The sequence below is a fragment of the Xanthomonas euroxanthea genome (assembly GCF_903989455.1).
Classification (GTDB): domain Bacteria; phylum Pseudomonadota; class Gammaproteobacteria; order Xanthomonadales; family Xanthomonadaceae; genus Xanthomonas; species Xanthomonas euroxanthea.
This window is the reverse complement of the sequence record NZ_LR861803.1, coordinates 3,159,559-3,172,645: the sequence shown is the minus strand read 5'-3', so window position 1 is coordinate 3,172,645 and position 13,087 is coordinate 3,159,559. Positions and strand designations below refer to the sequence as shown.

General features: G+C 65.6%; 11 protein-coding genes. 4 read left to right on the top strand and 7 right to left on the bottom strand.

The features are described 5' to 3' along the window. Positions 1 to 47: 47 nt before the first annotated feature. Positions 48 to 395 carry a helix-turn-helix domain-containing protein gene (locus tag H7A86_RS13285; RefSeq protein ID WP_119131291.1) on the bottom strand — a complete coding sequence of 116 codons (348 nt, stop codon included), beginning with the start codon at positions 393 to 395 and terminating at the stop codon, positions 48 to 50. A gap of 190 nt (positions 396 to 585) precedes the next feature. Here H7A86_RS13285 and rimO point away from each other — a divergent pair, with 190 nt between their 5' ends. Further along, positions 586 to 1,986 (top strand): 30S ribosomal protein S12 methylthiotransferase RimO, encoded by a 1,401-nt coding sequence (gene rimO, locus H7A86_RS13280; protein WP_119131292.1) that lies wholly within the window; start codon positions 586 to 588, stop codon positions 1,984 to 1,986. Positions 1,987 to 2,111: 125 nt separating this feature from the next. Here rimO and greB read toward each other — a convergent pair whose 3' ends face one another. Beyond that, positions 2,112 to 2,618, bottom strand: a complete 507-nt coding sequence (gene greB / locus H7A86_RS13275; protein WP_119131293.1) for a transcription elongation factor GreB — start codon at positions 2,616 to 2,618, stop codon at positions 2,112 to 2,114. A 106-nt stretch (positions 2,619 to 2,724) separates the two neighbouring features. Here greB and H7A86_RS13270 point away from each other — a divergent pair, with 106 nt between their 5' ends. After that, positions 2,725 to 4,191, top strand: a complete 1,467-nt coding sequence (locus H7A86_RS13270) for a rhomboid family intramembrane serine protease (RefSeq protein WP_180707889.1) — start codon at positions 2,725 to 2,727, stop codon at positions 4,189 to 4,191. A 413-nt stretch (positions 4,192 to 4,604) separates the two neighbouring features. Here H7A86_RS13270 and H7A86_RS13265 read toward each other — a convergent pair whose 3' ends face one another. After that, on the bottom strand, positions 4,605 to 5,879 hold the full coding sequence (locus H7A86_RS13265; protein WP_180707888.1) for a DUF4013 domain-containing protein: 1,275 nt from the start codon (positions 5,877 to 5,879) through the stop codon (positions 4,605 to 4,607). 364 nt (positions 5,880 to 6,243) lie between these two features. On the opposite strand from H7A86_RS13265, the gene nudK reads away from it, so the two are divergent. Further along, positions 6,244 to 6,843, top strand: a complete 600-nt coding sequence (gene nudK / locus H7A86_RS13260; RefSeq protein WP_104581939.1) for a GDP-mannose pyrophosphatase NudK — start codon at positions 6,244 to 6,246, stop codon at positions 6,841 to 6,843. A gap of 63 nt (positions 6,844 to 6,906) precedes the next feature. On the opposite strand, the gene H7A86_RS13255 is transcribed toward nudK, so the two are convergent. Both H7A86_RS13255 and H7A86_RS13250 read right to left on the bottom strand, forming a co-directional pair. Then, positions 6,907 to 7,428, bottom strand: coding sequence for a hypothetical protein (locus H7A86_RS13255; protein ID WP_232099097.1), 522 nt, complete (start codon positions 7,426 to 7,428; stop codon positions 6,907 to 6,909). A 123-nt stretch (positions 7,429 to 7,551) separates the two neighbouring features. Further along, a complete protein-coding gene (locus H7A86_RS13250) occupies positions 7,552 to 9,057 on the bottom strand; it encodes a helicase HerA-like domain-containing protein (RefSeq protein ID WP_119131295.1) in 1,506 nt (501 codons plus the stop codon). Positions 9,058 to 9,341: 284 nt separating this feature from the next. Between H7A86_RS13250 and H7A86_RS13245 the strand changes: the two genes are divergently transcribed. Continuing rightward, positions 9,342 to 10,925, top strand: a complete 1,584-nt coding sequence (locus tag H7A86_RS13245) for a transglycosylase SLT domain-containing protein (RefSeq protein WP_180707887.1) — start codon at positions 9,342 to 9,344, stop codon at positions 10,923 to 10,925. 643 nt (positions 10,926 to 11,568) lie between these two features. Here H7A86_RS13245 and asd read toward each other — a convergent pair. Further along, entirely contained in the window at positions 11,569 to 12,417 is an 849-nt protein-coding gene (gene asd, locus H7A86_RS13240; protein ID WP_119131297.1) for an archaetidylserine decarboxylase, read from the bottom strand. Next, a complete protein-coding gene (locus H7A86_RS13235; RefSeq protein ID WP_119131298.1) occupies positions 12,414 to 13,064 on the bottom strand; it encodes an SCO family protein in 651 nt (216 codons plus the stop codon). The genes asd and H7A86_RS13235 overlap by 4 nt, the downstream gene beginning before the upstream one ends. Positions 13,065 to 13,087 lie beyond the last annotated feature (23 nt).

The window sequence follows — 13,087 nt, the reverse complement described above, 5'->3', positions numbered from 1 at the left end:
ATCGGTGGTTGCAAATCGGCATGATTTTCCAATTCGCTGCGCGGCGGCTATGTCCGGCGAGCAAGAATCCGCGCGATCACCATGAGAGTGGTCTGCTCGGTAAATTGGAGGCTCCGGTAGAGACTCAGCAGCTCGGTCTCTCGCGCATTGCGGGGCGCGACCTGCTCAAAGGGGCTACCTTCGCCCAGCAGGATGAATTCCGCAGAGCATTCCAGGGCATCAGCCATCTTGAGCAGCGTCCGCGCGGTCGGCTGGCGCGAGGCGCTCCCGACGATGTTCGAGACTGCGCTTTGCGTGATCCCGATCTTTGACGCCAGCTCTTGCTGGGTGAGGCGTCTGAACACCAGTAGCCACCGAATGCGCTCGCCGATGGTCATCTGCTGGAACTTCGCCATTGTTTTCCTGAGCTTTTGCAATCCGAGCCCTCGTGGACGGGAGGGAGTCCATGCTATTTCAGGTGTTGGCTCGTTCGTCGGTAAGATGACGCGATCTTCGAGGTCGGTATAAGTGTGGCCTTGGGGTGGTATCACAACAGAAATACAATCAGCCACCTTCGATGCCGGTATGGCGGGCGCAAAAAGTTAAATGAAATCAATGAATTATGTGAATCCCTCGAAGAGTCAGGTGCCCAAAGTTGGCTTCGTGTCACTAGGCTGCCCGAAGGCGCTCGTCGACTCCGAACGCATCCTCACCCAGCTGCGCGTGGAGGGCTACGACATCGTGCCCAGTTACGACGCCGCCGATGTGGTGGTGGTCAACACCTGCGGTTTCATCGACTCGGCGGTGACCGAGTCGCTGGACGCGATCGGCGAGGCGATGAACGCCAACGGCAAGGTGATCGTCACCGGCTGCCTGGGCAAGCGCCCGGAACAGATCCGCGAGGCCTACCCGCAGGTGCTGGCGGTGTCCGGCCCGCAGGACTACCAGAGCGTGATGGAGGCGGTGCACGCCGCATTGCCGCCGCGCCACGACCCGTTCGTGGATCTGGTGCCTGACTACGGCATCAAGCTGACCCCGCGCCATTACGCGTATCTGAAGATCTCCGAAGGCTGCAACCACCGTTGCAGCTTCTGCATCATTCCCTCGATGCGCGGCGATCTGGCCTCGCGTCCGGTCGATGAGGTGCTGCGCGAAGCCGAACGCCTGGTCCGCGGCGGGGTCAAGGAACTGCTGGTGGTCTCGCAGGACACCTCGGCCTACGGCGTGGACCTGAAATATGCCGAGCGCCCGTGGCGCGATCGCATGTACCAGACCCGCATGAAGGCGCTGTGCGAAGGCCTGTCGGAGCTGGGCGTGTGGACGCGGCTGCACTACGTGTATCCGTACCCGCACGTGGACGATGTGATTCCGCTGATGGCCGAAGGCAAACTACTGCCGTACCTGGACATCCCGTTCCAGCACGCCAGCCCGCGCATCCTCAAGCTGATGAAGCGGCCCGGTGCGGTAGAAAAAACCCTCGAGCGCGTGCAGCGCTGGAAGGCGATGTGCCCGGAGATCACGGTGCGCTCCACCTTCATCGTCGGCTTCCCCGGGGAAACCGATGCCGAATTCGAATCCATGCTCGACTTCCTGGATCAGGCCCAGCTCGATCGCGTCGGCGCGTTTGCGTATTCGCCGGTGGAGGGTGCCAGCGCCAACGCGTTGCCGGATCCGGTGCCGGAAGAGCTCAAGCAGGAGCGTCTGGCGCGCTTCATGGCCAGGCAGGCGGAGATTTCCGCCGCGCGGCTAGAGGCCAAGATCGGCAGCGTGCAGCAATGCCTGGTCGACCTGATCGAGGACGATATCGCGGTGGCGCGCTCACGTGCGGACGCCCCGGAAATCGACGGCTTGGTGCATATCCAGAACGGCGGCGAGCGCGGCTTGAAGGTCGGCGACCTGGTCGATGTGGAAATCACCGACAGTGACGAGCACGATCTGTTCGGCGATGCATTGCCGGCCAATGTCGCAATCCAGCAGGGACGCGCGTTGAATCTGCAGATGGTGTAACTGGGCACTGGTCCTTACACATCTGTCCGTAGGAGCGCACTTGTGTGCGATGGGGCCTTATCGATAACGCCCCATCGCGCACAAGTGCGCCCCTACACGCAGGTCAGCAGGGTGCGATCACTCGGCTACTGAGTGGCGTAATCCACCGACACCACCACGAAGGTGTGCTTGCCCGACGGCAACTGCGCTTCGAACTCGTCGTCCACGCGTTTTTTCAGCAGGGCGCGCGCCAAGGGCGAGTCGATGCTGATCCAGCCGCGTCCGGCGTCGGTTTCGTCAGGGCCGACGATGCGGTAGCGCAGCAGCTCGCCGCTGTCGGCATCTTCCAGCTCCACCTGCGCCCCGAAGAACACCGCCTGCGGGTCGGTGGGGGCGGTGTCCACCACGCGCAACGCTTCCAGCCGTTTGCTCAGGTAGCGCACGCGGCGGTCGATCTCGCCGAGCTGCTTCTTGCGATAGGTGTACTCGGCGTTCTCCGATCGGTCGCCCTCGGCCGCGGCGGCGGCCAGCGCACGCACCACTTCCGGCCGACGCACGCGCCAGAGCTCTTCCAGCTCGGCCTTGAGCCGGGCATGGCCGTCGGGCGTGATCAGTGCAGTGCTTTTTTCGGCAGGCGGGCGCCAGCGGCTCATGGGCGGGTGTGTCGGACGGCAGGGCCGCGATGCTAGCGCGCATGGCCGGCTTGCGCATCTGCCGCCGCACGGCGAAGCTTTGCGCACCTCGGACACGGACGTTGTCATGCTGTTGATGCCGCTGCACAAACCCTGGTCGCGCCAGAACATTCCCTGGGTGACCCTGCTGCTGGTGCTGATCAATGTGGTGGTCTACCTGGGCTATCAACGCAAGGACGACGCGCTGGTCGAAAACGCGGTGCGCTACTACGTCGAGTCCGGCCTCGGTGCACTGGAGGCGCAAGCCCACGAGCGCTATCTGCAGCAGACCGACGACACCAAGTTGCGCGCTGCGCGCCAGGCCAGGCTGGACAGCGTGCCGGCGCGCCAACGCCTTGCGTATCTGGCGCATCTGACGATGCACGACGTGGCCTTCGCACAGGCGTTGCGCAGCGGCGCATTGTTCGAGGACCAGGCGCGCTTGAGCGAATGGCGCACATTGCGCGCCCCCTACGATGCACGCCTGTCCAGGGTGTTCACGTTGCGGCATCTGCAGCGCAGCTCCGAGTGGTCTCCCGCGAGGATGCTGACGGCCACCTTCCTGCATGGCAGCTTCGATCATTTGCTGGGCAACATGCTGTTTCTGCTGGCGCTGGGCACCCTGTTGGAAGGGGCGATCGGCAGCGGCTGGTTCCTGCTGCTGTATCTGCTCGGCGGGTTCGGCGCCAGCGCGGCCAGCCTGTGGTGGCGCTGGGGAGCGCCGGGCGGTGGCCTGGGCGCCTCCGGTGCGATCGCCGCCTTGATGGGCGCGTTCTGCGTGGTCTGGGGCCGGCGCAAGGTGCGCTTCTTCTACTGGTTCTTCGTGGTATTCGACTACGTGCGCGGTCCGGCGATCCTGCTGCTGCCGCTGTGGCTGGGTTGGGAGCTGTACAGCCTGTTCTGGAACGACAACGGCGACGTCGCCTTCGAGGCACATGCCGGTGGCCTGATCAGTGGCGCGTTGCTCGGCGTCGCGTTGGTGCTGCTGCGGCGCACGCGTGAGTCCTTTATGGAGGAGAACGAGGCAGTGCTGGTGGACGATCGCTGGGAGCGCGCGCAGCGACATCTGGGACGCATGGAAAACGCGGAAGCCGAGCGCCTGCTGGCGGAGCTTGCCAGCGAGCAGCCGCATCGTCTGGACGTGGCGCTCGCGCGCTACCGCACCGCGCGCAATGCCGGTCGCAGCCAGGACAGCGTGCGGCATGCGCAGACGCTATTGCAGCTGCACACCCATCACGCCGAACAGACGCGCAACCAGCTAACGGTGGCTGCCGAACTGAGCAAGGCCGGGATCGACTACGCGCCATCGGCCCGCATGGCGCTGATCGCCACCTGCCTGCGCAATGGACTGCTGGCCGATGCCGAACGTCTGTTGAAGGATGTTGGGCTGGATGTGCCGCGCGACGAGCTGGCGCAGCACTGGTTCGTGCTGGCCTTGCGACACGGCGAGTTGCAGGACGGCGCGCAGCGTACGCGCTTGCTGCGTCAGCTGCTGGAGCAGTTCCCCGAGCAGGCACAGGCCAGCAAGGCGCGCTTTTTGCTCGAAAACGGATGAGTGGTTTCTGCGCGATCCGTGTTGCCAACGCAAGCGGTGAGGGCACCGCGCGCTCGACTCACCGAGCTTTTGACCTGGCATTTGACTGCACTTGGAAGACACTGCTACGCGAGGTCCGGGTTGCTGTTGTGTCTTCTGCCTCGAGCAGAATTATCTAGCGCGGATGGATGAGTTGCAGAGCGGTGGATCTGCAGCCTGGCTGCAGGGCCCTTACCCGCCCACCATCGCAGGACACGCCGCAAGTACGTCCATGTAGGCTCTTACGCGGCATCCATGCCGCGTAAGGTCCCGCGACGGTGGGCGGGCAAGGACCAGTCGAGATAGTCGGTCTGTAGGGCTGCGAGCAGTACACGTTGTGCGACGGACCGATGGTGGAGCATCTGAGCTGCGCCTTAAAAAACTTTTTTGGCTGCTCAAGCTGGTTGGATCGCCACTGCTTTCAACACGGCTTCCAGCTTCGCGCGCAGTGCATCATCGTCGCAGTGAGCCAGTGCGTCTTGCAGTACCTCGCGCGCCTGCTCGTCGCGGCCGAACCGTTCGGCCAGCAGCAGGCCCGCGTCCAGTGACCAGGCCGGCATCATCCGATCGCGCGGCCATGCGGCGATGGCCGCAAGTAGGCCATCGGTCGCCAGCTGGAACTGCCCGGCCATCTTCGCACGCTCGGCCAGCAAGGTGGCTTGCTCAGGCGTCAGCGGGGTGAACGTGGAGTCGCCATCCAGCGCTTCGCGCTGCAACCCGAGCGCGCGACGCTCCTGTCTTTCCTGCAGCAGACGATTGATGTACTGGCGGGTGTGCTCGCGCAGTTCGTCGTTGCGACGGTGTTGACGCAGCAGGCGCTGATACAGCTCGTGCACCGCCAGGCTCACCGCACGCGAACGCACCGCCGCGCGCAGTGTCTGGAATGCTTCCTCGGAATGGCCATCGCGCACGTACTGTTCTGCTTCGTCGAGCAGGCGCTGATCCGGGTCTTCGCGCTCGGACGCCGCGCCGCCGCTGGGAACGTAGCCCAGTTCTTCGTGGTACTGGTACACCAGATAACCCATCAGGTGGAAGCTGGCGAACAGGCTCCAGATCGAGGCAATCACGATCGTCGCCTCGCGCACGATCGGCGGCAGAGACTTCACCGCGATGAAGATCGCTGCGGTAGCGCTGCCCTGGATCACGTACAGCAGACCGTATGCGGCCAGATACGGCCAGCCGATGCGCAGAGCCATGTCGATCGACACGGCCGGGTTGAGGGCGCGGCGCAGGCTGCCGTCGATGGCCAGCGCAATCATCATGCCCGGCAGCAGCAACTGCACCACCAGGTACGCGATGGTCAGGCCGGGCTTGCCCGCCAGCACGCCTGCCGCACCGATGACGATGCCCAGCGCAAACGCCAGCAGGATCAGCCGCAGCACCGCGCTGTCGAAGCTGTTGTAGCCCAGCCGCGGAGCATCGGCTTGCCCGTCGGCGGTATGGCGCAGGATGTCGAAGGCATAGGTGTAGGTGGCCATGCCCAGCACGCCGGCAATCACCAGTTTCAGGATGCCCGGCAGCACCAGCAGCGCGCTGCACAGCGTCAGTGCAATCAATGCGTAAAGCGCCGAGCCGCGCAGCGGATAGCTGGCGATGGCAGGAATGCGGGTCCAGAAGGGTGCCGGCGCGGTCTGCGCGGCCACCTTGCGTGCGCGAAAACGGTCTTCCATGACGCTCCCCAGGCGTGTGATGTGAACGGATTGTGCGGTGGCGCGTGCCGTCGCGCAATTGGGGCAGGGCGAATCAACTGAGTCTGGAATGGCCAATGCTTGGCGGCATGTCGCCAGCACGGTCTGGATATTTGCTGGCCCGGCCGGGCTGGTGTCAGCGCCGACATTGCGTCGGGGCGTGTCAGGTCTCCGATGGCGTGATGCGTGTATCGACAGGCCGCCGATGCACTATGTGCGTCATTGCCTGACGCGCCGGCTGAGCGGTAGGTAACATGGTGGCCCGCCGCAATCCTTGCGGCCCATACGAGCGACCGGGCGCGCCGCGTCCCGGCACTGCCATCGCTCGCATCACAAGGAGTGTCGCTTGAATCCATCCGCCACCGGCAACCCGCAGGTCCGCATACGCAGCATCGATGTGCTCTCGGACAATTGGTACGTGCTGCGCAAGGTCACGTTCGATTTTCAGCGCAAGGACGGCCGCTGGCAGACCCTGTCGCGCGAGGCCTACGATCGTGGCAATGGCGCCACCATCCTGCTGTATAGCCGTGCCAGGCAGACGGTGATGCTCACCCGCCAGTTCCGCTTGCCAACGCTGCTCAACGGCAACCCCGACGGCATGCTGATCGAAGCCTGCGCCGGGTTGCTGGATCAGGACGATGCGCTGACCTGCATCCGCAAGGAAACCGAAGAGGAAACCGGCTACCGGATCGACAACGTGCGCAAGGTGTTCGAGGCGTTCATGAGCCCGGGCTCGGTCACTGAACGTCTGTATTTCTTTGTCGGCGAATACTTCGACGGCGACAAGGTCGGCGAGGGCGGCGGGCTCGAAGAAGACGGCGAGGAGATCGAGGTGCTGGAACTGTCCCTCGACTCCGCGCTGGCGATGATCGCTACCGGCGAGATCGCCGATGCCAAGACCATCATGTTGCTGCAATACGCCAAGTTGCATGGCGTGCTGGGCTAACGTATCGCGCGGCGACCAGCATGTAAGTCAGCCAGTTCCGCGCGTTGGCACCTGGGCTCGTGCTTAACGGACGCGTCTCAACACCTTGTCGCGGTGTTCTGGTGGACTGCCGCTATGGCAGTTATGGCCGTCTTGAGCTAACGACAAGACGGCTTGCTGTCCATTCGGACCGGTTTCCTGGTTGATCCGAAATCCATACATGTTCGGGTCGAGCGAGAGATCGGAGACGTCGTCGCGCGAGAGAATCAGGCACTCGTCTCCCATTTGATCGAGCCACCAAGGCCCGCGTTCGGTAGTGCTTGCTGTGCCGCGTTGCGTCTTGGGTGCGATACATGTCGTCTTCAAAATATAGTGCCGGCTTTGCTTGTTTCCTTTGATGGCTTCAAGCCAAAGTTCTGCGCGGACGGCCTGGCACTGCGTGTTGTTTGGGTGCAGCTTGCCGACATAGTGGCCAGCGAGCAGGTGCTGCCCGCTCGCTGGCCACGCGGTGGGTGGGTCGACTTGATGTGCCTTCTGCTCAGCGATCACTGATCCGGTGCTGGAAAGCAAGAAGAGTGACGTGATGGCAGCTGCGTATCCTTGCATCTTGCGGGTCTCCCGACTGTGCGGATGTAGCGTTGCAAGAGCCTGCTTGCATGTGACCTCTGGCTGGTAACGCCTGGTGGCAAGCAATCAGGCAATCGCCCAACCACGGTTGTGTCACTGCGATCAGCGCTTCCCGCCAAAGATGCTGCCGAAGATGCCGCGCACGATCTGCTGGCCGATCCTGTTGCCGATCGTACGCGAGGTCTGCTTGGCCATCGTCTCAAGCATGCCCTGGCGGCGGCTGGTGCCGAACACCGCGTCCTTGACCGCCTTGCCGAAGCCGCTGTCTTGCACATCGTCCTGTTCGCGCGTGCGCGCCGGCGGTGCGGCGTTATGTTCGGCGACCTGCTCGACGCGGCGCGCCAGCAGCTCGGCGGCCGATTCACGGTTGATCGCGGTGTCGTAGCGGGTGCCGACCGGGCTGGCGGCGCGCACCTGCGCGCGCTCGGTCTCGCTGATGGCACCCATGCGGCAGCGTGGCGGGGCGATCAAGGTCTGCTGCACCGGCGCCGGCACGCCCTTGCCTTGCAGTGGTGACACCAGTGCCTCGCCGGTGCCCAGGCTGGAGATCGCCGTGGCCACATCGAGCCTGGGATTGGCCACGAAGGTCTGCGCCGCGGTCCTGACCGCCTTCTGATCGCGCGGGGTGAACGCACGCAAGGCGTGCTGCACGCGATTGCCCAGCTGGCCTAGGATGGTGTCCGGGATGTCGTCGGGAAACTGCGAGCAGACATACACGCCCACGCCCTTGGAGCGGATCAGCCGAACGACCTGCTCGATCCGCTGCACCAGTGCCGCCGGCGCGTCGTCAAACAGCAGATGCGCTTCGTCGAACACGAACACCAGCTTGGGGTGTTCCAGATCGCCCACCTCGGGCAAACGTTCGAACAGCTCCGACAACAGCCAAAGCAGGAAGGTGGAATATAGCTTCGGCTTGAGGACCAGTTGGTTGGCCGCCAGGATGCCGATCACGCCGCGGCCGTCCGGCGCCACGCGCATCAGGTCGGCCAGTTCCAGCGCCGGCTCGCCGAAGAAGTGCTCGCCGCCGTCCTGCGCCAGGCGCAGCAGGGCACGCTGGATCGCCGCCACCGACTGGCTGGAGACCAGTCCGTAACTGGTGGACAGCTCCTTGCGTTCTTCCACGACCAATCCAAGCAATGCGCGCAGGTCGTCCAGGTCCAGCAACAGCAGGCCACGGTCATCGGCCAGCTTGAACACGATGTCGAGCACGCCGGACTGGGTGTCGTTGAGTTCCAGGATGCGCGCCAGCAGGGTAGGGCCCATCTCGCTGACGGTGGTGCGCACCGGATGCCCGAGCTGGCCGTACAGGTCCCAGAGCACCACCGGGCTGGCGGCCGGCGCGTAGTCGGCGATGCCGATATCCGTGGCGCGCTGCAGCACGCCGGCGGCGCCATCGCCGGCCATCGCCAGGCCGGCGACATCACCTTTCACATCGGCCAGGAACACCGGTACGCCCAGGCGCGAGAAGCCTTCGGCCAGGGTCATCAGGGTCACGGTCTTGCCGGTGCCGGTGGCGCCGGCCACCAGCCCGTGGCGATTACCGAAGCGTCCTTCCAGCACGACCGGGATGTCGTCGGTGACGCCTTTGCCGAGCAGGAACGAGGCCATTGCGCAGGTCCGGTGGGAAAAGCCGGATTCTAGCGGGCAACGTGGCTGGCCAAATCGCGCGGGGGGCGACCCCGCACTTTGGTCGGCCGGTCCGCTGCCAATCGCCAGCAGGCAGTTCGACGCCGCCGCCGGTTTGCCAGCCGCTGACCGCCAGTGCCCGCGGGCATTCCACGCGCCGGGCGCAACGGCCAAGCTAACGGCCCACTGACCCTGCCGGCCCCGCCGCCTTGCCCCAGTGTCGCCCCGGCGGCTACCCTGCCTGCCTTTCCGCTGTACTGCCTACGATGCCGCTCGCTCATTTTGGTTTGCGCCCATGGCCGGTTCTGGTCGTGGTGGCGCTGATGTCTGTCGTCCCCGCTGCCCACGCCATTTCCAAACGCGACACGGAGAAGGCCGCCGTGCTCGATGCCCGCATGGCCGCCGCCGAAAAGCGTTACCGCGATGCGCTGGTGCTGGTGAACAACTCCGACCCCAAGGGCACCGCCGAAGGCGATGCCGCGCTGGAGGACATGGAAGACGTCATCGACGCCTGCATCAAGCAGCGCGGCTGCCTGGTCGCCAATCAGCTGGCCACCTACAAGCGCCTACTGAAGGCGCGCGCCGATGCCGAGGCCCCGGCGGCCGAGGATCCGGAAGACGACGACACGCTGCTGCAGGCCGACCCGGACCACCTCGGCCCGGCGGCCAACGGCGTGCCCGAGGCGGCGCGTGCGGCCACGCTGCTCAACGACCAGCGCCACGATTTCGACAAGATGGTGCAGTACAACCCGGCGGTGCAGGCCGGCATCCGCCGCTGGCTGACCGACATGCGCCCGGCGCTGCTGACCAGCTACGAGAACTACAGCAACCTGCGCGGGGTGATGTGGCCGGAATGGCAGAAACGCGGCCTGCCCGAGGCGCTGCTGTTCGGCATCATGGCCAAGGAATCCAACGGCAAGGTGCACGCGAGCTCGCGCGCCGGTGCGGCTGGGTTGATGCAGTTCATGCCCGCCACCGGGCGTCGCTTCGGGCTGGGCCCGGACGGCACCGGTTTCGACACGCGCTTTGATGCACGCAGCGCCGCCGAAGCCAGCGCCGCCTACCTCAACGAGCGCATGGCCGGGCTCAACCGCAACATCGAACTGGCGCTGGCCGCCTACAACGGGGGCGAGGGCCGCGCCGCGCGCGTGTTCACGCAGAGTGGCGGGCGCGGGTTCTGGGAGCAGGACGTCTACAACCAGTTCCCGGCCGAAACCAAGGACTACGTGCCGATGGTGATCGCGGCGGCCTGGATCTTCCTGCACCCGCGCCAGTACGGCGTGGATTTCGCCAAGCTCGACGCGCAGCCGGCCACGCTGAAGCTGGCCAAGTCCACCACCATCTACGAGCTCACCATCTGCCTGGGCAGCATGGGTACGCGCGACGGCTACATGCGCGCACTGCGCAACCTCAACCCGCGCTACGAATCCGATGGCTGGATCCCGGCGGGCACCGTCATCAACGCCACCAACCGCATCGCCAGCCTGTACACGCGCTACTGCGTCAGCGGCCCGCGCGCGGACCTGGCGCGCACCCTGATCACTGCCGACCTCAACAGCGCGATCGTGCGCAGCAGCGGCGCTCCGGAGTACGTGCCAAGCGTGGCGGTGGGCGATGTCAGCCCGATGGCCGGCGTGCCGACCACCGTGGCCACCGGCCAGCCGGCGATCGCCAAGCCCAAGGCCAGGCAGGCGCGCAGCTACACCATCGCCAGGGGCGACACGCTCGGCCGCGTCGCGCAGAGATACCAGTGCGAGATCAAGGAACTGGCTAAGGCCAATGGCCTGAAGGCGCCGTCGTACGCGCTCAAGCCGGGGCAAAGCATCAAGCTGGCCGGCTGCGATCGCTGAGCAGCGCTTGCAGTACCACGTCGGTTAGAACATCGGCCAGCCGCATTAGCGAGCTGCGCTGGGCGGACGATCCGTAAGAGCGGTCGTCGCCCCCGTAGGAGCGGACCCGGCCGCGACGAGGCAGTCCCGGTAGCTTCATCGGCACAGGCAAGGCAGTTCCGAATCGGAGGCCGGAGTCAGAAAGGCGCAAGCGCCCCCAGCCGCACTGCGAATGCCACGTCGCGGTCGGGCCCGCTCCTACACCCGCATCGTCTTGTTGGGAGCCGGACTGGGCATCGGTCTTGTAGCGAGCCGGTCTGGCGGCGATGACACCGTCACGGCGGTGTTTCGTCGCGGACCGGTGCTCCTGCTCGGCGTAGGTCATCGAGCTGACCAGCGGAGATCGTTGGTCAGTGCGGGCCTACCGCATCGGGGCACTGCGCCGGGCCGCGCCGTTGTAGGAGCGGACCTGGACGCGACGAAGCAGTCCCGGTAGTTCCAGCGCAGGCGAGGATGCTCTACATCGGAGGCTGGGAGGGCAACATGCGCCTGCGCATTGAACGTCGTCGAGAAGGCCCTGTCGCGGTCAGGCCCGCTCCTACCAGGGCGTCGCTGCGTTGCATCACTTGCAACCGAAGCGGGCATCGCAGGCGCGCGGCGGTGATCAGCCCGCCTGGCGACGTGCGAGCGCTTGCCCCAGGCGAACCGCCGTCTCTGCAGCAAGTCCGCCTTCGAGCTTGGCGACACCTGGCGGCAGCAGCACGATCACGGTCGAGCCGTAGTTGAAGCGCGCCATCTCCGCAAACCGCTCCAGCACGATGCCCTTGCCGCGATAGTCCTTGCGCGTGATGCGATCGCCATAGCGCGGGATCTCCACGCCGCTCCACACCGTCTCCACGCCCGATACCAGCAGCGCGCCCACCATCACCGAGGCCATCGGGCCGAAGTCGGTGTCGAAGTGGCAGACCAGGCGCTCGTTGCGCGCGAACAGCCGCGGCACGTTGCGCACCGCATCCGGTCCCACGCTGAACAGGCGGCCGGGCACATGCACGGTTTCGCGCAGGGTGCCGGTCCACGGCATGTGCACGCGGTGGTAGTCCTTGGGCGAGAGATAGACGGTGGCAAACAGGCCATCGGTGAACGGCTGCGCGGCTTCGGCGTCGCCGAGCAATTCGGCGGCAGTGAACGACTGCCCCTTGGCCTGGAAGATGCGGCCGTTCTCGATCGGGCCGAGCTGGCTGATGCGGCCGTCGGCAGGCATGAGCAGCGCCGCAGGGTCGGCATCGGGCACGCGTGCGCCCGGCTTCAACGCGCGGGTGAAGAATGCATTGAAGGTGGGATAGGCGCGCGGGTCCGGCTCCAGTGCTTCGCCCAGGTCCACGCCGAACTTGCGCGTGACCGTGTCGATCAACCACTGCTTGGTGGATGGCGTGTCGGAATAGGCCAGCGCGCGTGCCAGCGAGGACAGCAACCGGTGCGGCAGCACGTAGGTCAGGGAAGTGACGAGACTCACGGGGCGGTTACCTTGGTCAGTTGCTGGAGGTCGGTGGCGATCGCCTTGGGGTCGAGCGGGGGACGAATCAGCCCGGCCAGGCGGCCCTGCGGGTCGAGCACGGCGATGCCGGCCGAGTGATCCATGCTGTAGTCGTTGGGATTGTCCGCAAAACCCTTGCCCGGCACCTTCTGGAACACGAAGCCCAGCGCGGTGGCGAAGCGCTGCAGCGCCGGCACATCGGCGGTGGCGGCCAGGGTGTCCTTGTGGAAGGCATGCGCGTAGTCGCCCAGGCGTGCCGGCGGATCGCGCTGCGGGTCCACCGACACGAACAGCACGCGCGGGCGCAGGCCATCGGGGATGGTTTCCCATTGCTGTTGCGCCACCGCCAGGTCCGTCAGCGTGGTCGGGCAGACATCCGGGCAGAAGGTGAAACCCAAAAACACCAGCGTCCAATGTCCCTTCAGCTCGCCGGGCACCAGCTGGGTGCCGTCGGACTGGCGCAGGCTGAACTGCGGCAGGGTGCGTGGCTGCGGATAGAAGGTGATGGTCCGGGTGGGCGGCCACGGCGAGCTGGGCGCGGCGCCGAGGAACTTCTGGCCCAGCAACAGCCCCAGGCCGGCGGCCAGCGCCACCAGCAGCACGATGCCGGTATTGCGATTGAACATGGCGGTTTCCAGTGCAACGGACG